Below are 22821 nucleotides of genomic sequence, written 5' to 3'. Positions count from 1 at the left end.
AAAATGTAAAGTTAATAGATAAGAAATTAAAATAGGGTGTTTTTAATTTATAAATTCGCAAAATAAATATGCAAGTTTTCCACACCGAGAGTAAAATCGTAATTACATGCAATAAAAGGCTTTCGCCTTACCTGCAGCAGGAAGTTGAGGCACTGGGTTTTAAACCAACCCGTGTTTTCCAGACAGGGATTGAGCTTCAGGGTACCGTAACCGATACCATTGCGCTTAACCTTAATCTGCGTTGCGCCAGCCAGGTGCTTTATTTACTAAAAAGCTTTAAAGCCGATGATCCCGCACAGCTTTATAATGAGCTGCTGACCATTGAGTGGGAAAAACTGATTGATTTTGCCGGATATTTCTCGGTATCGTCAAATGTAAATAACGAACATATCCTTACCCCCCTGTTTGCCAATGTAAAGGTAAAAGATGCCATTGCCGACAGGATAAAATCTGTAAAAGGCATACGTCCCAACTCGGGCGCCGAAGCCAACAAAACCCTGATACACCTGTACTGGCAGGATAGCGACGCCGATATTTTTATCGATACCTCGGGCGAAACACTGGCCAAACACAGTTACCGCAAAATACCGGGCAAAGCGCCTATGCTGGAGGCTTTGGCGGCATCAACCGTTATGGCTACCAACTGGGACAGGCAAAGCACGTTCATTAACCCCATGTGCGGATCAGGCACATTGGCCATCGAAGCCGCTTTACTGGCAACCGATAAATGCCCGGGCCTGTTCAGGATGAACTATGGCTTTATGCACATTTTAGGTTACGATGAAACGGTATTTTTTACCGAACGCCGTAAATTAAAGGATAAGTCGAAAAAAGAGACCGGATTTAAGATCATAGCTACCGATCTATCTGCCGATGCGGTTGACATCGCGCAAAAAAACGCAAAAACCGCTGGTGTAGACCATTTGATAGATTTTAACGTTTGTGATTTTGCAGACACCGAAGTGCCTGAAGATGCGGGCATCGTGATGTTTAATCCCGAATACGGCGAACGCCTGGGTGTACACTCCAAACTGGAGGCCACCTATGCACGTATGGGCGATTTTATGAAAAAGAAATGCCTGGGATACCGGGGCTATATTTTTACGGGCAATCCCGATCTGGCTAAAAAGATCGGTCTTCGCCCGTCGCGCAGAATTGAATTTTACAATGGTAAACTGGATTGCCGTTTACTGGAATATGAGCTGTATGAAGGCAGCAAAAGAGAACCAAAAGAAGTAGAAGTATAAATGAAGAAGATCATATTATTGTCCGCTGCTATTTTATTATCAGCTTACTGTAAGGCACAAACCGAACTGGCATTTCCGTTTCAGGGCGGCGGCGCTGTAATGACCCGCTTTTTCAGGGATAGCCTGAAAGTATCGCCTGAAATCATCAAAAAGAAAGCCAGCGGCACAGCTGTATTTAAATTTACGGCCGATGAAAAGGGTACCATCAAAAAAATAATTGTTTATTATGCTGATGATTATGTGCTAACCCTGCCCATTATTGAAGCACTAAAAAAATCAAATCACAAATGGGTGATCCCTGATCATGAGAAATTACACGATTTCATTATCCCGTTTTCTATCAGCTTTAATCCGCCGGCTATGGCCAGTAATGCAACTATCAAAGAGGCTTATAAATTTTACAGCCAGCGCAAACCCATTATATCTTACAACCAGGTACCATTGGAGTATGCCACCCTGTTACCAACAGTTGTTGTAAGCTACGATATACCGGAATAATAACCCTAAGTTTTTAACTGACAAAGCCCATGATCATTGAATTGATCATGGGCTTTGTTTTTGCTTCCCTATTTTCCACCTTCCCGCTTTAATCTTTCAGGCAATACATTTAACCAGTTAAAAAAAATTCAATTAAAAATAAAAAATAGAAATCCATCTACCCATTAATTTCGTTAGGTATAGATAACCAATATATTACGTAAATGAAAGAGATGCTGAATTTCAAAATAAAGGCGATTGCGGCCAATATCAGGAATACCCGGGAGGGCCTGAATTATACGCAGGAATATCTTGCTGCAAAGTTAAGTATATCGCAAAATGCTTATAGTAAAATTGAACTGGGCTATACTAAAATAACGGTTGAACGCCTTTTCCAAATAGCCGCCATATTAGGCTCGGATGTTCATGACCTGATTGAGACCGAAAAAGTGGCAGCCGCCTGATAAGCTGAAAGCTAAAGGCAGAAAGCCTAATGCTCTATGAAGCAACCCATCTGGTTATTTAAAGCTTTAAGCTTTCTGCCTTCGGCTTTAAGCTTTTTAGTATTTTTGGCTGATGGAACACAGTGAACTGATTGATGCAACCGTACAATTTGTACGCGAAACACTTAAAAATGCCGAAGGCGGCCACGACTGGTGGCATATACAAAGGGTTTGGGTTAATGCCAAACTGATAGCGCAAACAGAAAATGCCGATTTGCTTACGGTAGAACTGGCTGCCTTATTACATGATATTGCCGATAGTAAATTCCACAATGGCGATGAGGAAATTGGCCCGCGTACCGCCGGCAATTACCTGCAAAGCATGCACGTAGATGCAGCCGTGGTTGAGCATGTACAGCAGATCATCCGGCACATGTCGTTCAAATCAAGCTTTGACAAACTCACTTTTCATTCTCCCGAACTGGCTATTGTACAGGATGCCGACCGCCTTGATGCTATCGGCGCCATTGGTATTGCCCGGGCTTTTACTTACGGAGGTTTTAAAGGCCGGGAATTGTACAATCCCGAAATTGCGCCTAACCTGAACATGAGTAAGGAGGAATATAAAAATACATCGGCCCCAACTATCAACCATTTTTATGAAAAGCTGTTATTGCTAAAAGATAAAATGAATACCAGCACAGGTAGGAAACTGGCTCAGCAACGACATGATTTTATGGAAGCCTATTTAAAACAATTTTATACGGAAGTGGGATCGTAAACTAAATAAAGTTTAGTTTCTTTGCGCAAAATTTGAGGTTGATGAAAAAAACGATACTGCTAACTACTCTCCTGCTGAACATTACCTTATTTGTATTTGCGCAGGATACCCTAAAACAACAGCGTTTTAATCTCCATTTCCAGCAAACTGTTATTACCCAATACAAGCCATCATTTGGTGCCGACTATACCGGGGCCAACAGCTTGCTTACCAAATCAGAAACTCAAAGTTCCATCACCACCACACTTTTTGGTGCAGCCCGGTTATGGAAAGGGGCACAGGCTTTCTTTAATCCCGAACTCTCGGGAGGATCAGGCCTGAGCAAAACCCTGGGTGTAGCGGGCTTTCCTAATGGTGAAACTTTTAGGGTAGGCGCTGCGGAACCTAAAATTTATATCGCCCGGCTTTACTTTACCCAGAATTTTGAATGGGGTAAAGAAAAAGACACCCTCACTGATGACAATAACCAATTGGCAGGTTTAAAAAGCAAACGATATTTTTCCTTTACCATTGGTAAATTTGGCATGGCCGATTTTTATGATGGTAATGAGTTTAGTCATGACCCACGCTCACAATTCATGAACTGGGCCTTGATGGATAACGGCGCCTGGGATTATCCGGCCAATACGCGCGGCTACGTTTTGGGTTCACACCTGGAATTGGGCCAGCCTAACTGGACACTGCGTTTTGCCTTCACCATGTCAACCACTACAGCTAATGGCGCCATCTGGGATGCTAAAATAGGCCATGCTAATACCCAAACACTGGAGTATGAGCGCCGCTACACCATCGATGGTAACAAAGGTACTGTGCGGGTATTAGGTTTCAGGAACAACGGCAAAATGGGCACCTATAACCAGGCCCTGGCTCAAAACCCGGTGAACCCTGTAGTTGATACCAACCTTACCTATGGCAAGCATAAATATGGTTTTGGCATCAGTGCCGATCAGTACCTGAGTAAAGATTTTGGGGTATTTGCCAAAGTAAGCTATAACGATGGCAAAACCGAAACCTGGTATTTTACCGAGATCGATCGCTCATTAAGTTTTGGTGGGGTGCTTAAAGGTACTTCCTGGAAACGTGGTGATGACGAACTGGCTTTGGCCTTTGTAGCTAATGGACTATCAGCGTCACATCGCAATTACCTGGCAGCCGGAGGCTATGGTTTTATTATTGGCGATGGCAAATTGAATTACGGACACGAGCTGATAGCGGAATTGTATTATAAAATAAATGCTTACCAAAAGAAAGTTTGGCTCACACCCGATTACCAGTTTATTGTGAATCCGGCCTACAATAAAGACCGCGGCCCGGTAAATGTATTATCGTTAAGGGCGCACGTAGAGTTTTAGATAGATAATTATAATGTTTTGCTTTTCAATTAACATAGTTTCCTGCGTATAATTTATATCCGGGCAAAATATTATATTTGATTATGCCTAACACTTATACACAACTCTATATTCATTGTGTCTTCGCCGTAAAATATAGAAATGCCATTATCCAATCTGAATGGGAAGGTTATTTGCACCGATATATTACTGGCATCGTTCAAAATAACGGACATAAATTACTCTCTATAAATTCTGCTACAGATCATTTGCATCTATTTATCGGCCTTAATCCAAACCAATCCATATCTGAACTAATGAGACTGGTAAAGGGTGATAGTTCCGAGTTCATCAATAAATCAGGTTATACGAAACGTAAATTTCAATGGCAAGAAGGCTATGGCGCATTCAGTAACAGTAATTCACAAATTGATGCAATTATTAAATATATCATTAACCAAAAACAACATCATCTTAAAAAATCGTTTAAAGAAGAATATCTTGATATTCTAAAAGACTATTCGGTTAAATACGATGACAAATATATTTTCCAGGATTTAGTTGATTAATTCTCTGATTGCTCATAGGTAGCTCCTACGGAGCAAAATACACTAGGTGGTTTTCTACAAACAGGTAGCCTCTACGAGGCATACCATCGTCGTAGCATCTTATTAATTTATTGTTTATAAAAACGGGAGCAATGCCTCATAGCTTTTCTACAAACAGGTAGCCTCTACGAGGCATATTATAGCCGTAGCACCTTATTTAATTTATTGTTTATACAAAAACGGGAGCAATGCCTCGTAGAGGCTACCTGTTTGTAGAAATCTAAATTAGAATCCTTTGCTCCGTAGGAGCTACCCAAAAACGTCCAAATCAATTACCCCCAAATCGCCAGCACCCCAAAATAAAGCAACATGCATCCGGAGCTTAAAAAGTTCATGCGCATAGCATTTTTATAATCGGCGTTCTCGGTTGATTGGCCAACCTTATAAAACCAGTAGTTAAAAAACAAAAATATAGGCAGGGCGCAAAGCAGAAAAAAGTAAAAATTCAGCATCTGCCCTGCCAAGTGCCAGTAATAATAAGATAAAGCTATCCCCAGGGCAAATAGTGCACCCGAAAAAATAAACGAGCCTTTATAACCCAGCAACAAACTTATCGTGCGGTCGCCGCGACGGCTATCCTCCGCATGTTGGTAAACCTGGGTAAGCGGGTATGATGCCCCGATAAGGCAGGAGCATATAGCCCCGGCCACAGCAAAACCAATATCCCAATGCCTGAACAAGCTTATACCACTTAAAGCAGAATAAGTGGTATAATAAATAAACGCCCCCTGGAAAAAGAAAACCGTTAAAAAACTGATAATAGGATACTTTTTTAATCGCGTAGAGGAGTGGCTGTACAGTTTTGACATAATGCCGTAAAGCAATACCGCAAAAGCAAACTCCCAACTGATCAGGAAGCCCAGCAAAAAGGCCACACCTTCCAGCAGTATCGAAAAATAATACAAACTGATATCCACCTCAGGCGGTTTTGCCAGCAGGGCAATGCTTTCTTCGTCGCGGTCAAAATAACTGTTATAGCCGTTACTTGCCGGGAAAGCCAGTAAGTGCCAGATAAAAAACACCAAAATAGCCGGCCAAAAATGAACAGCATCTGCCTGGCTGAAAGCAAACAGATATACCGGGAGCAAAAAAACAGAAAACACAAAACGCAGATGCGCCCATGCCGATCGGGTAGGTATTAACTGTTTCAGGTTCATTTATTGGGCAATTATGATAAATATTATTAAACAAGGAAGGCAACCCTTCGTAGTCTCATTAACGTAATAATAGTAAACATGGTTGCCTTGTAGATTACGAATGTAAAAAATGGTGCCTTATAAAATGTTATGTTTGAAAGTACGTTCGTAATTCATGATGAAAAAAATTTATATCGCCGCAGTTTTAGTTTTTTTAGTAATTAACAGCTTTGCACAGGTAAAAACAACGGTCACCAAATCGGCCATTAGCTTTAAAATTAAAAACATGGGTATCAGTTGCACTGGCGTTTTTAATGGTTTGCAAGCCGATGTACAGTTTAAACCTGCAGACCTTACCGGTAGCAGCATTACAGCCTCGGTTGAAACTGCCACGGTTAATACGGATAACGAGATGCGTGATAATCACTTGAAAAGTGCTGATTATTTTGATATAGCTACTTATCCAAAGATCACGCTAAAGTCAGTATCATTTAAACATAAAAGTGGAGACAACTATAGTGGCAGTTTTAACGTAACTATAAAAGACAAAACAAAACTGATAGAGGTACCTTTTACTTACATCGAAACGAGTAATATCGCGGTGTTTAATGGCAGCTTTAAAATAAACCGCAAGGATTTTGGCGTAGGCGGCAATAGCATGGTACTGGCAGACGAAGCCACGGTTACGGTAAACACCGAAATCAGCAAGTAGCATATAAGTATCAAGTAGCTAGTATCAAGTATCATGACCGAAGCGTTTTTCACGCAGGATTATCAAAAATCTTAATACTTGATACTAACTACTTGATACTAAAACAACAATAATAATACAAATGGATAGTTGCATCAGTGCCATTGGGATAGCTAATCCCGATAATAGAATAGCTCAAAACGATATTTACCATTTTATGGTGAACGCGTTTGGCTTGGATGCAACTAATGCGGCCCGATTAAAAAGCATTTATGACCACTCCGGCATTGATCATCGCTATTCGGTGATCCCGGATTTTGGCGCCGGCGATCCATCTCAATATACATTTTTTAAACAATCAACCGATCTGGAACCTTTTCCAGGCACTAAGGAACGGCTTAAATTTTACGAAAAGGAGGCCATTGCTATTGCCATTAAAGCAGTACAAAACTGCCTTGCAGGCTTTGAGGAGGGTATTCTATCGCAAATCACCCACCTGATCACCGTGAGCTGTACCGGCATGCATGCCCCCGGTATTGATATTGAACTGGTTGAAAAGTTACCACTTAACCGCGATACCGAGCGCACCTGTATCAATTTTATGGGATGTTATGGCGCTATCAACGCGCTAAAGGTGTCCGACTATATTTGCCGGGCCAACCCCGAAGCTAAAGTACTGATAGTAAGTATTGAGCTGTGCACTCTGCACTTTCAAAAAAATAATACGCTTGATAACTGGGTAGCCAACTCCCTGTTTAGTGATGGGGCAGCAACTGTTTTAGTCGAAAACACGGCCAATCGCTCAGGTACAGGAACCTATTTTTCTCTAAAGAACTTTTATACCGAATTTGTAACCGAGGCCCGTGATGATATGGGATGGCATGTGGGCGATACGGGTTTCGAGATGATACTGACATCCAAAGTATCCAAGCAGATCAAAAAACATATCGGTGCCCTGATGGATCGTTTTCTGTATAAAGTAAAAATGGATGCCGGGCAGATCACCGCTTATGCCGTACATCCGGGCGGTCGCAAGATATTGGAAGCGGTTGAAACCGCGTTGGAACTTCCTGAAGAAAGCAATGCATTTGCTTACCAAACCTTGCAGGAATATGGCAACATGTCGTCGGCCACTATATTATTCGTACTGCAAAAAATGCTTGCCGCCCAAAATCTCAAGGAGCAAAAAATCATGAGCTTTGCCTTTGGCCCCGGTTTAACTGTTGAGGGAATGATACTCGAAATGCATTAAACCATGAGCGATGTAATCATAGTTGGCGGAGGACTGGCTGGTTTATTCAATGCCATTTTATTGAACCGGGCTGGTTTACAGGTTACCGTGATCGAAAAAAAAACATACCCCACGCACCGGGTATGCGGCGAATACATCTCCAACGAAGTGATCCCCTTTCTGAGTAAACTGGATATCGACCTGGAGCCATTACAAGTGGCCCGCATCAATCGCCTGGAGGTAACCGCGGTATCTGGCACCAAACTTTCGCAAAAATTGGACCTGGGTGGTTTTGGTTTAAGCCGCTTTACTTTTGACAACCTTTTATACCACAAGGCCGTAGCCGAGGGCGTCAATGTACTGCCCGGCACACGTGTAGAGGATATCCGTTTTATTGACGAACATTTTGAAGTGATTACGCCGGGCAATACCCTGACCGCCCCATTGGTAATTGGTTCATTTGGCAAACGGTCCAATCTTGATCAAAAATTAAAACGCCCTTTCTTTTATAAACGGAGTCCGTACCTGGCCGTGAAGTTTCATGTGAGGATGGATTTTCCGGACGATCTTATTCAGCTCAATAATTACAAAGACGGCTACTGTGGCGTAAGCAAAACCGATGGCGACCGCTACTGTATGTGTTATATGGCTCACCGCGATGATCTTCGCAAATACGGCACACTTGAAGCGCTGGAGCAGCATGTGATCCGCAAGAACCCATATCTCGATGATATTTTTAGCAATGCCGAGTTCTTATTGGACAAGCCCGAAGTGATCAATGAGATATCTTTTGAGAAAAAGGCCCCTGTTGAAGATCATATCCTCATGAGCGGCGATACCGCCGGCATGATAGCCCCGCTTTGCGGCAACGGTATGACCATGGCTATCCATTCAGCTAAAATATTATCTGAAAAGATCATCGCCCATTATCAGTCCACAAAATTTACTGCCGATAAACGCACCGCGCTCGAAGCTGATTATACCCATAGCTGGAATAAGGAATTTGCCCGTCGCCTTTGGGTTGGCAGGCAATTGCAGCGCTTATTTGGTAATAATACTACCACGGCGCTCACCTTAAATATCCTGAATGGCCTGCCTCCGGTATCCCGGTTTTTGATCAGTCAAACGCATGGCAAACCTTTTGCCTGATACCGACGTATTCACTATATGCCTGATTTAACCATACGCGCCTCCGATGCCGAAATAATGGACGATTTTGATCTGCCAGCTAGTGAAATCAATCCGGTGTTAGCCGGCTTAGGTAAAGTAAACTCCTTGCTGGGTGGTCATAAAAGCCTGATAAAAGCGTTGAAGAACTTTCCGATACGTACCGGCTATTCCATAAGTGATTGGGGTTGCGGTGGCGGTGATGCTTTAATTGCTATTGCCAAATGGGCCGCTAAAAACAATTTACAACTGCATTTAACCGGTATCGATGCCGCACCCGCCGCTATTAATTTTGCCCGGCAGGAATCGGTCGGATTTAATAATATCGACTATCTGCAGGCCGATGTTATTACGGATACCGATCGGATCAAAACCTATGATATCATTATCAGCAGCCTGTTTACCCATCATTTTGATGATGAACTGTGGGTAAGGCTTATCCAAAATATGCAGGCATCGGCCCGCAAAGGCGTCATCATTACCGACCTGCACCGCCATTGGCTGTTGTACTATGCTATTATAGTGATAACCCATGTTTTTACCCGGAGCAAAATGGCACGTAACGACGGGCCGCTGTCGGTAAAACGCGCCTTCAAAAAAGCAGAATTAGTGGCCTTATTAAAAAATGCAGGAATTGATAACTATAATTTAACATGGCATTGGCCATTCCGCTGGCAGTTAATCATCTACAAATCGTAACTTTACGATATGAATTTGCGTGTACTGGTTTTAATAACCGCCCTGGGCGTGGCAATTACGCTATCAGCCGTTAACTTTTATTTTCAGCACAAGTGGTACGATGTTATGGTAACCTTTCTGGCTACGCTCATTACCAGCTATGTGGTTTTCTATTACCTGATTGAAAAATACATTTATTCGCGCATTAAGCTGATCTATAAACTCATCCATAATTTAAAGCTGGGCCGCGATCTGCGTGATGCCCTTGGCGAACATGTAAGCGCCAACCCTATCAACGATGTGGAATCAGAAGTGAAGGAATGGGCCAAACAGAAAAAGATTGAGATAGACGAACTGCGCAAACAGGAAAAATTCCGCCGCGACTTCCTGTCAAACATATCACACGAATTCAAAACGCCCCTTTTTGCCATACAAGGTTATATTGAGGCTCTCCAGGATGATGATTTTGATGATCGCGATATGGCTCGTCAGTTTTTGGAGAAAGCCTCTAAAAATGTGGATCGCCTAAGCTATCTGATCAAGGATCTGGATGAGATCTCCAAACTGGAATCGGGCGAAATACCTATCAATTACAGCAAATTCAAAATCAATGATCTCATCAAAGAGGTTTTTGAATCGTTGGAGATCAAGGGCAAGCAATACCATATTAAATTAATATTTAAACAAAAATACGACGAAGGCATTTTAGTATATGCCGACCGCGAAAAAATACGCCAGGTATTGGTTAACCTCATTGACAACTCCTTTAAGTATGGCAAGGAAGAAGGCAGCACTTCGGTAAGTCTGTTTGTACTGCATGACCAGGTATTGGTTGAGGTAACTGATGATGGTATCGGCATCGAAGAAAAGTTTCTACCGCGTTTATTTGAGCGTTTTTACCGTACCGATAGCAGTCGCTCAAGGCAAATTGGAGGCTCAGGCTTAGGGCTGGCCATCGTGAAACATATTATCGAGGCGCACCAGCAAACCATCAATGTGCGCAGCACCGAAGGCCTTGGTTCAACATTTGGTTTTACGCTGCAAATTGCCAAACAAGCCTTACATTTACCCAATATACCAGTGTTGAAAAGTTAACACTAACTTAACATAGCAAACGTACCTTTACCCCAATTTAAAGCATTATGTCACTTAACAGCATATTCCAATACTTTGTACCCAAGGACAAGAAAATATTTTTTCCCTTATTTGAGCAGGCGGCAAGCAATGTAGTTACTATGGCTACCGTATTGGTTGAGGCGGTTAACTCGAACAATCCTGCAACCCAGGAAGAGCTTTACAAACAAATAGATAAGTTGGAGAACAAAGGCGATGAGTTAACCCACCAGATATACCTGGAACTGGGCAAAAACTTTATCACTCCGTTTGACCGCGAAGATATACACGCACTAGCCACCGCTATTGATGATGTGGCTGATTATATTCATGGAGCTGCTAACCGCATGAGTCTTTACAAAATAGATGACTTTAATGAGCATATCCGCAAGCTGTCTGACCTGATATTACAGGCCAGCATCGACCTGGAAAAAGCCGTAAAGGAGCTGAAAGACCTCAGGAACGTACGCAATATAGCCGACTCCTGCATCAGGATAAACAGTGTGGAAAACCAGGCCGATTATGTATTTGACCGCGCCGTAGCCGATCTTTTCCTTTATGAAAAAGACGCTATCCGCCTCATCAAATACAAAGAAATACTTGCCGCGCTTGAAACCGCTACCGATATGTGCGAAGACGCGGCAAACGTTATGGAATCAATTTTAGTTAAAAACGCTTAAGCATACTTAATCATCACTAAATGGTTACCTCCCTACTTGTTGTCGTAATTGCCCTGGCACTTATTTTTGATTATACCAATGGCTTTCACGATGCAGCCAACTCCATTGCCACTATCGTATCAACCAAAGTATTAACGCCTTTTCAGGCGGTACTGATGGCGGCAGTATTTAATTTCGCAGCATACTTTTTTATCAAAGATCACAAAGTTGCCAATACGGTGTCAAAAATTGTATTAGAGCACTTTGTAACCATTCATGTGATACTCGCGGGCCTAATTGCCGCTATATCATGGAATTTAATAACCTGGTGGTTTGGTATCCCTTCCAGTTCGTCGCACACGCTTATCGGTGGTTTTGCAGGTGCGGGTATGGCTAACGCTATTTACATGCATGCCAACCCATTGAGTGCTATAGAAATGCATTATGTGCTCACTATTATAGCATATATTGTTTTAGCACCTTTCATCGGTTTGATCATCGCTTATATCATTACTATCCTGATACTGCATATATGTAAAAAGGCGCGCCCAGCTGTCGCCGAACGCTGGTTCAAAAGACTGCAACTGGTATCGGCAGCGGCGTTAAGTTTTGCTCACGGTGGTAATGACGCTCAAAAAGTAATGGGGATATTATATGTAACCCTGGTTACTTCTAATATCATTAAAACCGGTGCTCCTATGCCCGAGTGGATTCCATTGGCCTGCTATACCGCCATTGCAGCAGGAACCATGTCTGGTGGTTGGAAAATTGTAAAAACTATGGGTTCCAAGATCACTAAGGTAACTCCATTGGAGGGTGTAAGTGCGGAGACCGCAGGTGCTGTTACCTTGTTTATCACAGAAAGATTTGGTATCCCGGTATCAACCACACATACTATCACGGGTTCAATTATTGGTGTAGGTTTAACCAAACGTGTTTCGGCAGTGCGCTGGGGCGTAACCATTAACCTGGTTTGGGCCTGGATCATTACTATACCTATATCTGCCCTTATCGCCGCTGGTGTATTTGCACTCATACACATCATCGGATAAGTTTTTTTTATTGCCTGCATTTTTTACTAAATTTAACCACTATGAGAACAAAGTTTTTAGTAATTACCGGTTTGCTGGCATTTATAACATTAGCCAGCTGCGACACCCTTAATCAGACAGTACAAGCTGCAGTACCATCGGCCCAAACCATACCAACCAATTTAGAGATAGGCAATGGCCTTAAGCAGGCGCTTGAAATAGCCACAGGCAAAAGCTCAGACCAGTTATCGGCCGTTAACGGCTTTTTTGGCAATGCAGCGGTTAAAATACTTTTCCCGCCAGAGGCTCAAAAGGCCGAAAAAACTTTGCGCAGCCTGGGTATGGGCAAACTTTGTGATAATGTGATATTATCCCTTAACCGTGCTGCCGAAGATGCTGCAAAACAAGCCAAACCTATTTTTGTGGATGCCATTAAGCACATGACGCTGCAAGATGTAACCAATATTTTAATGGGTAACCAGGATGCGGCTACGCAATATTTTGAACGCGCTACTACTCCCCAGTTAACTGCTAAATTTAAACCGGTAATACAAACCAGCCTGAACAAGGCCAACGCTACTAAGTATTATACGGATGTTGCAAAGGCCTACAATAAAGTCCCTTTTGTAAAGAAATTGAATCCGGATATCAGCGATTACGCTACTCAAAAAGCTATCTCGGGCTTATTTGTAGAGATAGCTAAGGAAGAACTGAACATCCGTTCCAATTTAGGAGCCCGCACCACACCGTTATTGCAAAAAGTATTTTCTTTTGCCGATAAGAATAAGAAATAAAAAAGATGTAGATATACTCAAAGAAAAGAGCGAGGGAGATTTTCCTTGCTCTTTTCTTTTTGCATGTATTATTACCCGCACGTCATTGCGAGGTACGAAGACAACCGACCGGAGGGAGCTCATTAATACCAATAAAACAAACACAATATTAATAATCTCTATACTGGTAGATCGGCCATAAAAGTGAACTTGCTTACGCTCTTCTGCTTGCTCTGTAAAGCATAAAGATTGCTTCGTACCTCTCAATGACGCGTTTTATAATGGTATGGCCCAACTCATCATGTCTGGTTGACTCACCATAAATAGCCCATATACTCTAAACTATTGTTAAGTTTTATTTCTGCGTCTGGAATTTCACCTTTACGGTAACCGTTTCGGGTTTGTGGTTATTATTCCCGATCCATGAGGGGCCGTTTTTGATCAGGTCGATCGCTTTTTGATCAGCTACAGCGTTCAGACTTTTTTTGACCTTAAAATCACTTAATGATCCGTCGGCGTCTACGGTGAAGCTTACATTTACATTGCCGGTTGTACCATCTGGTAAAACGGCATTGGTTTGCAAATATTTTTTAAAGCTGCTCCAGTTATTTTGTGGATGAGCGCTTTCGGCAATGGGTTCTCCGTCCACATCTTTTTTACTACCATAACCTACTACCACAACCTCGTTAAGCGAACTGGAGGCATCCTTGAGCTCAACCTTTAGGCTATCGCCTACTTTTGCGCTTACTTGTTTACGCTCGAAACCGATGGATGCAATATCAAGGGTTTCATTGGTTGAAGACGAGGCCGACAAGGCAAATTTACCATTGGTATCTGTTACGGTTGACTTATTGGTGCCCTTGATACGTATGGCGGCCCCGATAACCGGCGAGCCATCGCCCTTTGAAATAATGATGCCTGTTATCCGGCTGGCTTCGGCTTGTGATTTTGAATCTGCCGGGATCACGGTTAAGCCATCCACCTTTCCGGGCAATGCGGATGAACCGTATGTTTTAGGGGCCTTTGATTTTCTCAAGGCTATCACATTATCCAGGCTATCCTTTTTACTTTGCGAAGTATAGCCCATTACCACCGTCTCGCTTAACTGCTGTGTATTATCGGTTTTATTGGCCTGAGTTTTAACCTCCCGCAAAACTATAGGGGCCGGTTGCTTAGATGCATAATCAGTTGCAGAAGGTGTTGCAGCTTGTTTATTATCAGTAGCAGATATTTCCTGTTGATAAACGGCTTTATCACTTGCTTTATCAACCGGCTTGTTGGCTTCTTTCACCACAGGCGCTGGTTTTATACTTTGGGCCACCAATGCTTCGGGCTGGGTGGCCGGCTGATTTGGCGCCGCTACAGTATCTTTAAGTGGTACAGCCTGTGTCTTGTCGGCCTTGGTTTGCTGCACTACATCGGCTACTCTTGCTTTCTCCGGTGTAGGAGATGAGTTTTTGAGCCACAATCCACCAATGGTCAATACGATTAAAACCGATGCCGCTATAGACCACACTTTCCATGAAATAACCCGGCCTCGTTTTTCGGCTGTGCGTTCTTGCAGGCGACCGGCCAGTTCGTTCAGGTTTGCCTGCTGATCTTTCGCAGTGGCTTCATAACCTTCCAGGGCATTCATCAAAAACGGATCGTCAAGTGCCTCGCGCTCCAGCCGGTGCATGGCGGTGGCATTAAGCTCCCCGTTAAGGTACTTCCTAATCTGCGATATGTCGGCTTTTTTATTGTTCACTGTTCTTCTCCAGGCAAATCTTCAAATTCCTTTTGCCATTTTGTATATAACTTTTCACTTCATTTAAACTAAACCCGGTTATATCGGCCACCTCTTTATAACACTTCTCTTTTAAGTAAAACAGATCGATGCTTTGCTGCTGCGCCCCGGTTAGTTTATCTATACAACGCTCCAAGGCTTTATAGGCTTCTTCGCGGTTATTATCATCAGGATGCAAAAGCGGGGTAAATTCCATAACCTCATCCAAAGCAACTACCTCTAATTTTTTACCGGCCCTTAACTGCATCAAGCAATAATTGCGCCCCAATACATACAACCAGCTCCTGAATATGCTGATATCATGCTGTTTTACTTTAACAACCAACTCTTCAAATATGCCCATAACGGCATCTTTAGCCAGCTCTTCATCCTTGAGGTATTTTAAGCAAACGCCATAAACCAAAGGCATATACCTTTCATACAGCTGTCCTAAAACAGCAATATCACCGTTATCACGGTAAACAGCTAACAGTTCGGCGTCAGTTGATGAGCTTAGTTTATTTGGTTTGATAAAATTGGTCATTAAACAGTGCCAAAATAAATTTTTTATATCGTTTATGGAAATTAAGCTGCTATAACATCCTTATTAAAATGAAAGCAAATGTGCAGATTTCAGATGTGCAAATATGCAGATGAGGTTCTGTAGGTATAAAAATCACTAATTCACTAAATCAGTAAATCAATAATTATCAAATGAAACAGCTACTATTCATTTTAATATTCGCGGGCCTAACCGGGTTTAAGCCTGCCACCAACCGCCACATCAGCGGAACGGTATATGACGATAACAGCCAGGCCCTGCCAGGCGCACAGGTAATCATCACCGGCGGCCATCAAGGTACGCAGACCGATATCAAAGGCCATTACACTATTGATGTACCTGAGGGCAAAAACACGCTTACTTTCAGTTTTATAGGTTTTGAACCGCAAACTATAAAGATCAGCAAAAGCAATACGTTGGATGTTCACTTAAAAGCATCAAATAAATCGCTGAACGAAGTTGTGGTTGTAGGTTATGGCGTACAACACAAAAAAGATGTAACCGGGGCCGTTACTAGTATCAATTCGGCCGCCGCCGATAAAATGTACTCAGCACCTATAGCCGGGGTGGTTGCCGGCAAAAGCAAGAGATATTCGAACAAGTCTGTTCAGATGAGTTCAATACAAATGATGCCCTCACCGCCCGAGAACACTGAAAGCTATAAAGGCATCAACGAAAATGGTTTTAAAACCGTTACAAGCGAGCCGTTATCCACCTTTTCCGTTGATGTTGACGCTGCATCATACAGCAATGTAAGGCGTTTTATCAACAACGGCCAACTCCCCCCTGCCGATGCCGTACGGATTGAGGAAATGATCAATTATTTTCATTATAACCTGGTCGGCCCAACCAATAACGAACCGGTTGCCATACATACCGAACTTTCTGCCGCCCCATGGAACAGTAATCACCGTTTGTTACGTATCGGCTTAAAGGCCAAAACCATTGCTAACGACAAGCTGCCGGCATCCAACCTGGTATTTTTGATTGACGTTTCAGGATCGATGTATGAACCCAATAAACTACCGTTAGTGCAATCATCCTTAAAAATGCTGGTTAACCAATTGCGCCCGCAGGATAAAGTAGCTATTGTAGTTTATGCCGGCGCTGCTGGCGTGGTATTACCGGCAACTTCGGGCGATAAAAAGACCACCATTAGCAATGCCATCGACAATCTGCAGGCAGGCGGCTCAACAGCCGGTGGCGCGGGTATTAAGCTGGCCTACAAAATAGCCATGGAAAACTTTATGAAAGGCGGCAATAACCGGGTAATGCTGGCTACCGACGGTGATTTTAACGTAGGCGCTTCCAGCGATGATGACATGGAAAAACTGATTGAGAAAGAACGTGAAAGCGGCATATCCCTATCTGTTTTAGGTTTTGGCATGGGCAATTATAAAGACAGTAAAATGGAAACCCTGGCCGATAAAGGCAATGGTAACTACGCCTACATCGATAATATTACCGAGGCCCGTAAAACACTCATCAGCGAGTTTGGCGGTACCCTGTTCACCATTGCCAAAGACGTAAAACTACAGGTAGAATTTAACCCGGGTAAAGTACAGGCTTACCGTTTATTAGGTTATGAAAACCGAGCCCTCAACAAAGAGGACTTTAACAACGATAAAAAAGATGCCGGCGATATGGGCTCTGGTCATACCGTAACCGCTTTTTATGAGATAGTGCCCGCCGGTGTTAAGGATGATTATTCGAGTAGTGTTGATCCGCTTAAATATCAAAAACCAAAGCCTGTGCCTTACACCAGCTCATCTGATGAAATGCTCACCATCAAGTTCCGGTACAAACAACCTACCTCATCGGTAAGCAAAATGAGCCATGTGGAAGTGTATGACAAGCCAGTGGTCCTAAATTCTACATCAACCGATTTCCGGTTCGCGGCTGCTGTGGCCGAGTTTGGCATGTTGCTCCGCGATTCGCAATTCAAACAACATTCTACCTACGACCAAGCCATCAAAATGGCCCGTACCGCCAAAGGCGACGATAGCGAAGGTTACCGCGCCGAGTTCATTAAACTGGCCGAAAGCGCGAAATTGCTCAATCCAAACAAAGCATTGGCAGCCGACGAAGAACGTTAAATCACTACAGAACCAGGGATACAGTGCCGGTAAGGGGGAAATGCGCGGCTGGCCTGTATCACCTTTCTGTAAACAAAGCCTCTGCTCATGCAGGGGCTTTTGTTGTACCCTAAATTTATGTATAGCTTTACAAAGCATGAATACTCCTGTGAAACTGTACATCAAAAACATGGTATGTAACCGCTGTAAAATGGCGGTACAAACCGAATTGGAAAAAGCCGGCCTGGAACCTTTAAGTGTTGAGTTGGGCGAGATCAGTCTGAAAGAAAAACCTGGCGACGAGCAGCTTCAGCAGCTGGAAATATCCCTGACAGCATTGGGTTTTGAAATGATAGACGACCAGAAAAGCCGCCTGATAGAGCAAATAAAAACCGAGATCATCAAACTGGTACATTATACAGATACCACTAATCCACTAAAACTTTCGGCGCTGTTAGCCAACCATCTGCACCACGATTACAGCTATCTGAGCAATTTATTTTCATCCGTTGAAGGCACTACGATAGAAAAGTATTACATCGCCCAAAAAATTGAAAAAGTAAAAGAACTACTGATCTATAACGAGCTGAGTCTTTCGGAGATCTCTTATCAGTTAGGTTATAGCAGTGTAGCGCATCTTTCGGCCCAGTTTAAACAGGTAACCGGGATGACACCATCGCAATTTAAAAGTCTGCAAAAGCATGGTCGTAAAAATATCGATGATGTGTAACCGGGCTCTTTCCCGATAAAAATCTTATAACAACCATCCATAATTCTGTAAGGCCGCCCGGCTCTGCTGTAGGTAAATTTGTGTTATCAATTTAATATTTAAATCATGACACATACTTATCAAATAACCGGCATGACCTGCAGCGGTTGTCAGCATAAAGTTGAAGCCCTGCTTACGCAGGTAAAGGATGTACAAAAGGTAGATATCTCCCTTGCCGAAGGTACCGCCGATATCACCATGGCGCAGCATATCCCTACATCTACCTTACGGGATGCCTTAAAAGACTATCCCAAGTATCAACTCAGTGAAGCACAGCATACCATGAGTATGGATATGGATACCGAAAACCGTACCTGGCTGGCGACCTATAAACCCATATTGCTCATTTTCGGCTATATTTTAACCATAGCTATTATAGCAGGGTATACCGCACATGGGTTTATGACCATGACCGCCATGCGCATATTTATGAGCGGCTTTTTCCTCACCTTCTCCTTTTTTAAACTGCTTAACCTCCAGGGCTTTGCGGATAGTTATTCCATGTATGATATTGTAGCAAAGCGGTTCAGGGCATGGGGCTATATATATGCTTTTGTTGAGCTGGGATTAGGCCTGGCTTTCGCGCTGGGTATTCAACCTATTGCGGTAAATGCGGTCACCTTTGTGGTGATGACAGTAAGTTTGATTGGTGTGCTGCAAAGCGTGCTGAACAAACGCAAAATTCAATGTGCTTGTCTGGGTGCTGTTTTTAACCTGCCCATGAGCACGGTTACCATTGTAGAAGATGCCCTGATGATCATAATGAGCGGGGTAACCTTGGTGACCTTCCTTTAAGAAACCCTCAGGTTACCTAAAAAACTTTTTAAAGCTTTATTTTAACACTTTTTTAACTAAAAACAGAGCTAAAATGCATCTAAAACTGCTCAAAACTCATTCAAAACCACCGATTTTAACACTTTTTAACAAATTTTAACATGGTTTTGAGCGGTTTAAGAAGTATTAAATTATTGATATTCAAATAACTATCTATAAAACAGTCGGTTTTTGTTCCCTTTTTCCTCTTAACAAAACAGCCCGGTTTTCCTTTTGATTGGAAAACCGGGCTGTTTATGTTTATATATACAAATATACGCAATATTTAGCGGAATATCCAGGCGTTATTGAACCACCTCACTGATCTGGATAAGTGGCGTGATATTGGTATACTTCGGAAAATCAGCTCTAATTTCGTCCAAATGTTTTGCAAGGGCGGTTTCGTAATCAGAAAGTTTATCGAAATACAGGTAACCAATGGCCAGGAACGGAACCGGTGTACCAGGCGTTCCGCTTGATATGCCTTTATCAATAGCGTAAATTTTGAGGTTAAAGAACTTAGCCATCAACGGCATATGGTTCTTGGTGTAGTAGTCCATGTCAAAGGTTTTCCCTTCTCCATTTGGATAAAGAACGGTTACTTTGATCATTCCTTTTTTTACTTTGGGAGCATCTGTAGTTTGAGCTTGCAGGCAACTTACAGACATTCCCAAAAACAGGAGCAATAAAATAGCTTTTGTTTTCATTTTATAGGCTTTTAAGGTTAAATTTAAAGGTATCGAAAAAAGCCGGGATCAGCCTATTTTTCCGTAGTGACGAAAATAACCGATCCGCAAAATGTTGACTTTCACCTATTACGTGTCGGCGCCTGGAAACATTACACCCAAGCCCGGTTAAGGTCTATTCACTTGTTAAACAGGTAAAAATCCATTCTAAAACTACCCACTATATGTCATTTTTTTTCATGTAACCAGCATTATACATTTAAAAACCATCTTATTACCTACCTTTGCGGTTTGCTCCGGATATAAAACATCAAGGGCATTTGTTATAAAAAGGGGAATTACATGTACGATATCTGTTGCATAGGGCATATTACGTTAGATAAAGTGGTGACACCACAGGCGGTTAAACACATGGCCGGTGGCACATCTTTTTACTTTTCAAGCGCCATCCGGAATATGGATGTAAGCTATACGCTGGTGACTTCGCTTGCCGAAAACGAAATGCCAACCGTTGAAGCTTTACGCGCCAAAGGTACCGAGGTTCATGCATCAACCTGTGCCCATACCGTATATTTCGAAAATATTTACTCGGGCAACCAGGATCACCGCACCCAGCGCGTGCTCCAAAAAGCCGCCCCTTTTACTGTAGAACAATTGCGGGGCATTGATGCCCTGATCTTTCACTTAGGTCCGCTTTTGGCCGATGATATCCCGGTTAGCCTCATCAAGGAACTAAGCAGTCGTGGCAGGGTATCGTTGGATGCACAAGGTTATTTACGCAAGGTGGAAGATAAAAACGTGATCCCCGTTGACTGGCCCGCCAAAAAAGAAGCCCTGCAATACATCGATATTTTAAAGGTGAACGAGCACGAACTGGAAGCCTTGACCGGATTGACAGATATTAAAAAAGGTGCCTTAGTACTAGCCGACTGGGGCGTGAAAGAAGTGGTGATCACCCTGGGCAGCATGGGCTCCGTAATTTATGCCGATGGTCTTTTTTACAATGTGCCTGCCTATATCCCCACAGCTGTTGTTGATGCTACCGGTTGCGGCGATACCTATATGGCCGGATACTTATACCAGCGCACAAAAGGCGCTTCGTTCCAGGAAGCAGGCGAATTTGCAGCCGCCATGGCCAGTTTCAAAATAGAATCATCAGGACCGTTTACCGGTACTAAAGAGGATGTGTTGAATTTGCAGGAAGTAGGTGAGAAAAACGTTTGCTGTTTATAGTTAATGGTTAATAGACCATGAGCGGGCGGAAGAAATAAATTTCTAACAAATTTGCCATTTCGATGGGTAAAAGCAGGAGCTTGTGTTAGCGGGCGAAGAGAAATCTTGTACAATTTGCTTATCCAGGCGTAGAAGATTTCTCCTCGTACCTCGTTCGAAATGACACCCCTTTTAAATTCCTTTATTAATCGTTCAATTCAGTAAGGTAACACTCAAGCAGCAAAGACATTTTCTTCTCCGTCAGCAGATAAGCTTCGGACGAAAGCGGGCAGAATATGGTGGCCTGTGTAACGGCAGAGGCATTAGCAAACCTTGCCGAAGCCGGGGAATAGTGCGAACGATTGGAGGTAAGGTTTAGCAGCCCGTGATTCTGACTGCTTTGCGGGGCAAAGGCTATGTGCGGCAAAGAAGCATTTCTGGTGACAGCCTTTATTCGTTGTTGTTTGTTTTTTATCGGTACTCATTATCTCGCTTCGCTCGGTCTTGGTTACTTTTGTGGCGACATACGGCGAAGCCATCTTGAGTACCTATAAAAAAACAAACAACAACGAAAAACGTGACTGGCCCTCCCGCGGCCAAGAGCGGGTATACGCCATGCAAAACGTCCCTGTATAGCTTAGAGATTGCTTCGTTCCTCGCAATGACGCGCGGAATTGAATTGTGGACATTATTTATATCTCCCTTACATCCGTAGCACTTATCCAGCCTTCGTTGCCGTTGGATAGCCTGATCTTTACCCAATCGTTACTATGCTCCAGGATATCAACCTTGGTGCCGTCGTGCAGTATAAACAGATCTTTGGACTTTAATGCAGGTTCACTTTTGATGGTTACCGAACCGCTGAAAACAATGGCTTCGTGATGACTGTCGAAATAATCCGCCTGTCTACCGGCTATAAAAATACAAACCAAGCCCAAAAACACCAGCGCAATAGCCGAGTAAAAGGAGACTTTTTTAATGGTTACCGACGAGGTAAAGCGATAAAGGATCAATATCCCCGAACCTGCCAGTATCAACAGCACACTCAGCACAGCCAGGGTGCCTAAAGAGCAGGCCAAAATAAAGCTATGCCACCATTTGGTGATAAAAAACTCGGGCGTTGCTTCCAGCTTGTCGGTAGTTTTTAAGTTGGCCAGCTGGATATTGATGCGGATATCCTCATCGCCCGGCGAAAGCTTGTGTGCCTTTTCGTAATACAGCAATGCCGATGGAATATCGCCGTTTTTATAATAGGCATTACCTAAATTAAAGTAAACTGCTACCGACCGGTAACCGCCATCAACCAGTTTCTGGTAGGATGCTATGGCCGCCGGATATTGGGCTTTGGCATATTCGGCGTTACCTTTTTTAAACAGCGCCGATGTAGCATCATCGCTGAAAGCCAATAGCGGCGATATGGTAAGCAATAACAAATATATAATACGCCTCATCGGGGTGATTAATTAGTGATTTATTGAATTAGTGATTTCACAACATTTTAAACTATTGGCCTGTCACCCTGAGCTTGTCGAAGCGCGCGCGCAGAGGCCCACCCACCATGCTTCGACGGGCT

General features: G+C 43.1%; 24 protein-coding genes. 18 read left to right on the top strand and 6 right to left on the bottom strand.

All coding sequences use genetic code 11. The features are described 5' to 3' along the window. Positions 1 to 68 precede the first annotated feature (68 nt). From BLR84_RS15610 to tnpA, 6 genes are all read left to right on the top strand, one after another. The gene (locus tag BLR84_RS15610; RefSeq protein WP_090469885.1) at positions 69 to 1247 is read left to right on the top strand and encodes a THUMP domain-containing class I SAM-dependent RNA methyltransferase; all 1179 of its coding nucleotides are present in this window, start codon (positions 69 to 71) and stop codon (positions 1245 to 1247) included. Beyond that, entirely contained in the window at positions 1248 to 1745 is a 498-nt protein-coding gene (locus BLR84_RS15605) for a hypothetical protein (RefSeq protein ID WP_090469882.1), read from the top strand. A 203-nt stretch (positions 1746 to 1948) separates the two neighbouring features. Beyond that, positions 1949 to 2188 (top strand): helix-turn-helix domain-containing protein, encoded by a 240-nt coding sequence (locus BLR84_RS15600; protein ID WP_090469878.1) that lies wholly within the window; start codon positions 1949 to 1951, stop codon positions 2186 to 2188. 112 nt (positions 2189 to 2300) lie between these two features. Further along, entirely contained in the window at positions 2301 to 2948 is a 648-nt protein-coding gene (locus BLR84_RS15595) for an HD domain-containing protein (protein WP_090469875.1), read from the top strand. A 41-nt stretch (positions 2949 to 2989) separates the two neighbouring features. After that, entirely contained in the window at positions 2990 to 4300 is a 1311-nt protein-coding gene (locus tag BLR84_RS15590; protein ID WP_090469872.1) for a carbohydrate porin, read from the top strand. 83 nt (positions 4301 to 4383) lie between these two features. Then, positions 4384 to 4848 carry an IS200/IS605 family transposase gene (gene tnpA / locus BLR84_RS15585; RefSeq protein WP_090469869.1) on the top strand — a complete coding sequence of 155 codons (465 nt, stop codon included), beginning with the start codon at positions 4384 to 4386 and terminating at the stop codon, positions 4846 to 4848. A 311-nt stretch (positions 4849 to 5159) separates the two neighbouring features. Here tnpA and BLR84_RS15580 read toward each other — a convergent pair whose 3' ends face one another. Then, a complete protein-coding gene (locus BLR84_RS15580; RefSeq protein WP_090469866.1) occupies positions 5160 to 6044 on the bottom strand; it encodes a UbiA family prenyltransferase in 885 nt (294 codons plus the stop codon). Positions 6045 to 6198: 154 nt separating this feature from the next. Between BLR84_RS15580 and BLR84_RS15575 the strand changes: the two genes are divergently transcribed. The 8 genes from BLR84_RS15575 to BLR84_RS15540 all read left to right on the top strand — a co-directional run bounded on the left by BLR84_RS15575 (position 6199) and on the right by BLR84_RS15540 (position 13387). Continuing rightward, positions 6199 to 6735 (top strand): YceI family protein, encoded by a 537-nt coding sequence (locus BLR84_RS15575; protein WP_090469863.1) that lies wholly within the window; start codon positions 6199 to 6201, stop codon positions 6733 to 6735. A gap of 121 nt (positions 6736 to 6856) precedes the next feature. Next, on the top strand, positions 6857 to 7966 hold the full coding sequence (locus tag BLR84_RS15570; protein WP_090469860.1) for a type III polyketide synthase: 1110 nt from the start codon (positions 6857 to 6859) through the stop codon (positions 7964 to 7966). 3 nt (positions 7967 to 7969) lie between these two features. Then, complete coding sequence (locus tag BLR84_RS15565; RefSeq protein WP_090469858.1) at positions 7970 to 9094, top strand: NAD(P)/FAD-dependent oxidoreductase; 1125 nt, start codon at positions 7970 to 7972, stop codon at positions 9092 to 9094. 18 nt (positions 9095 to 9112) lie between these two features. Further along, complete coding sequence (locus tag BLR84_RS15560) at positions 9113 to 9811, top strand: methyltransferase domain-containing protein (protein ID WP_090469855.1); 699 nt, start codon at positions 9113 to 9115, stop codon at positions 9809 to 9811. 9 nt (positions 9812 to 9820) lie between these two features. Next, positions 9821 to 10885, top strand: coding sequence for a sensor histidine kinase (locus BLR84_RS15555; protein WP_090469852.1), 1065 nt, complete (start codon positions 9821 to 9823; stop codon positions 10883 to 10885). Positions 10886 to 10932: 47 nt separating this feature from the next. Continuing rightward, positions 10933 to 11583 carry a DUF47 domain-containing protein gene (locus tag BLR84_RS15550; protein WP_076371689.1) on the top strand — a complete coding sequence of 217 codons (651 nt, stop codon included), beginning with the start codon at positions 10933 to 10935 and terminating at the stop codon, positions 11581 to 11583. Between the two features lie 20 nt (positions 11584 to 11603). Next, positions 11604 to 12614 carry an inorganic phosphate transporter gene (locus tag BLR84_RS15545; RefSeq protein WP_090469849.1) on the top strand — a complete coding sequence of 337 codons (1011 nt, stop codon included), beginning with the start codon at positions 11604 to 11606 and terminating at the stop codon, positions 12612 to 12614. Positions 12615 to 12655: 41 nt separating this feature from the next. After that, positions 12656 to 13387, top strand: coding sequence for a DUF4197 domain-containing protein (locus BLR84_RS15540; protein ID WP_090469846.1), 732 nt, complete (start codon positions 12656 to 12658; stop codon positions 13385 to 13387). Between the two features lie 334 nt (positions 13388 to 13721). Here BLR84_RS15540 and BLR84_RS15535 read toward each other — a convergent pair whose 3' ends face one another. Both BLR84_RS15535 and BLR84_RS15530 read right to left on the bottom strand, forming a co-directional pair. Then, positions 13722 to 15113: an energy transducer TonB gene (locus BLR84_RS15535; RefSeq protein ID WP_090469843.1), complete on the bottom strand. Its 1392-nt coding sequence runs from the start codon at positions 15111 to 15113 to the stop codon at positions 13722 to 13724. Continuing rightward, a complete protein-coding gene (locus BLR84_RS15530; RefSeq protein ID WP_090469840.1) occupies positions 15103 to 15675 on the bottom strand; it encodes an RNA polymerase sigma factor in 573 nt (190 codons plus the stop codon). The genes BLR84_RS15535 and BLR84_RS15530 overlap by 11 nt, the downstream gene beginning before the upstream one ends. Before the next feature lie 170 nt (positions 15676 to 15845). On the opposite strand from BLR84_RS15530, the gene BLR84_RS15525 reads away from it, so the two are divergent. The 3 genes from BLR84_RS15525 (at position 15846) to BLR84_RS15515 (ending at position 19332) form a co-directional block, all read left to right on the top strand. Continuing rightward, positions 15846 to 17789, top strand: coding sequence for a vWA domain-containing protein (locus tag BLR84_RS15525; protein ID WP_090469838.1), 1944 nt, complete (start codon positions 15846 to 15848; stop codon positions 17787 to 17789). A 136-nt stretch (positions 17790 to 17925) separates the two neighbouring features. Next, a complete protein-coding gene (locus BLR84_RS15520; protein WP_090469835.1) occupies positions 17926 to 18498 on the top strand; it encodes a helix-turn-helix domain-containing protein in 573 nt (190 codons plus the stop codon). Positions 18499 to 18603: 105 nt separating this feature from the next. Continuing rightward, entirely contained in the window at positions 18604 to 19332 is a 729-nt protein-coding gene (locus BLR84_RS15515; protein ID WP_090469832.1) for a heavy-metal-associated domain-containing protein, read from the top strand. A 323-nt stretch (positions 19333 to 19655) separates the two neighbouring features. Here the strand turns inward: BLR84_RS15515 and BLR84_RS15505 are convergent, their stop codons facing one another. Beyond that, a complete protein-coding gene (locus BLR84_RS15505) occupies positions 19656 to 20057 on the bottom strand; it encodes an EthD family reductase (RefSeq protein ID WP_090469826.1) in 402 nt (133 codons plus the stop codon). A gap of 321 nt (positions 20058 to 20378) precedes the next feature. Between BLR84_RS15505 and BLR84_RS15500 the strand changes: the two genes are divergently transcribed. Further along, positions 20379 to 21269, top strand: a complete 891-nt coding sequence (locus BLR84_RS15500; RefSeq protein WP_090469824.1) for a PfkB family carbohydrate kinase — start codon at positions 20379 to 20381, stop codon at positions 21267 to 21269. 184 nt (positions 21270 to 21453) lie between these two features. On the opposite strand, the gene BLR84_RS29710 is transcribed toward BLR84_RS15500, so the two are convergent. Continuing rightward, complete coding sequence (locus BLR84_RS29710) at positions 21454 to 21675, bottom strand: hypothetical protein (RefSeq protein ID WP_143013920.1); 222 nt, start codon at positions 21673 to 21675, stop codon at positions 21454 to 21456. A 265-nt stretch (positions 21676 to 21940) separates the two neighbouring features. Beyond that, a complete protein-coding gene (locus BLR84_RS15495; RefSeq protein WP_255366956.1) occupies positions 21941 to 22699 on the bottom strand; it encodes a tetratricopeptide repeat protein in 759 nt (252 codons plus the stop codon). Between the last annotated feature and the right edge of the window lie 122 nt (positions 22700 to 22821).

This window comes from Mucilaginibacter sp. OK268, assembly GCF_900103125.1.
Classification (GTDB): domain Bacteria; phylum Bacteroidota; class Bacteroidia; order Sphingobacteriales; family Sphingobacteriaceae; genus Mucilaginibacter.
Note: the sequence above shows the minus strand (reverse complement) of the source record. Positions and strands in the feature narration are given on the sequence as shown.

Bases quoted from the DNA above. Each gene is read 5' to 3' on its own strand.
- BLR84_RS15610 (WP_090469885.1), top strand. From the start codon at position 69: ATGCAAGTTTTCCACACCGAGAGTAAAATCGTAATTACATGCAATAAA.
- BLR84_RS15605 (WP_090469882.1), top strand. From the start codon at position 1,248: ATGAAGAAGATCATATTATTGTCCGCTGCTATTTTATTATCAGCTTAC.
- BLR84_RS15600 (WP_090469878.1), top strand. From the start codon at position 1,949: ATGAAAGAGATGCTGAATTTCAAAATAAAGGCGATTGCGGCCAATATC.
- BLR84_RS15595 (WP_090469875.1), top strand. From the start codon at position 2,301: ATGGAACACAGTGAACTGATTGATGCAACCGTACAATTTGTACGCGAA.
- BLR84_RS15590 (WP_090469872.1), top strand. From the start codon at position 2,990: ATGAAAAAAACGATACTGCTAACTACTCTCCTGCTGAACATTACCTTA.
- tnpA (WP_090469869.1), top strand. From the start codon at position 4,384: ATGCCTAACACTTATACACAACTCTATATTCATTGTGTCTTCGCCGTA.
- BLR84_RS15580 (WP_090469866.1), bottom strand. From the start codon at position 6,044: ATGAACCTGAAACAGTTAATACCTACCCGATCGGCATGGGCGCATCTG.
- BLR84_RS15575 (WP_090469863.1), top strand. From the start codon at position 6,199: ATGATGAAAAAAATTTATATCGCCGCAGTTTTAGTTTTTTTAGTAATT.
- BLR84_RS15570 (WP_090469860.1), top strand. From the start codon at position 6,857: ATGGATAGTTGCATCAGTGCCATTGGGATAGCTAATCCCGATAATAGA.
- BLR84_RS15565 (WP_090469858.1), top strand. From the start codon at position 7,970: ATGAGCGATGTAATCATAGTTGGCGGAGGACTGGCTGGTTTATTCAAT.
- BLR84_RS15560 (WP_090469855.1), top strand. From the start codon at position 9,113: ATGCCTGATTTAACCATACGCGCCTCCGATGCCGAAATAATGGACGAT.
- BLR84_RS15555 (WP_090469852.1), top strand. From the start codon at position 9,821: ATGAATTTGCGTGTACTGGTTTTAATAACCGCCCTGGGCGTGGCAATT.
- BLR84_RS15550 (WP_076371689.1), top strand. From the start codon at position 10,933: ATGTCACTTAACAGCATATTCCAATACTTTGTACCCAAGGACAAGAAA.
- BLR84_RS15545 (WP_090469849.1), top strand. From the start codon at position 11,604: ATGGTTACCTCCCTACTTGTTGTCGTAATTGCCCTGGCACTTATTTTT.
- BLR84_RS15540 (WP_090469846.1), top strand. From the start codon at position 12,656: ATGAGAACAAAGTTTTTAGTAATTACCGGTTTGCTGGCATTTATAACA.
- BLR84_RS15530 (WP_090469840.1), bottom strand. From the start codon at position 15,675: ATGACCAATTTTATCAAACCAAATAAACTAAGCTCATCAACTGACGCC.
- BLR84_RS15525 (WP_090469838.1), top strand. From the start codon at position 15,846: ATGAAACAGCTACTATTCATTTTAATATTCGCGGGCCTAACCGGGTTT.
- BLR84_RS15520 (WP_090469835.1), top strand. From the start codon at position 17,926: ATGAATACTCCTGTGAAACTGTACATCAAAAACATGGTATGTAACCGC.
- BLR84_RS15515 (WP_090469832.1), top strand. From the start codon at position 18,604: ATGACACATACTTATCAAATAACCGGCATGACCTGCAGCGGTTGTCAG.
- BLR84_RS15505 (WP_090469826.1), bottom strand. From the start codon at position 20,057: ATGAAAACAAAAGCTATTTTATTGCTCCTGTTTTTGGGAATGTCTGTA.
- BLR84_RS15500 (WP_090469824.1), top strand. From the start codon at position 20,379: ATGTACGATATCTGTTGCATAGGGCATATTACGTTAGATAAAGTGGTG.
- BLR84_RS15495 (WP_255366956.1), bottom strand. From the start codon at position 22,699: ATGAGGCGTATTATATATTTGTTATTGCTTACCATATCGCCGCTATTG.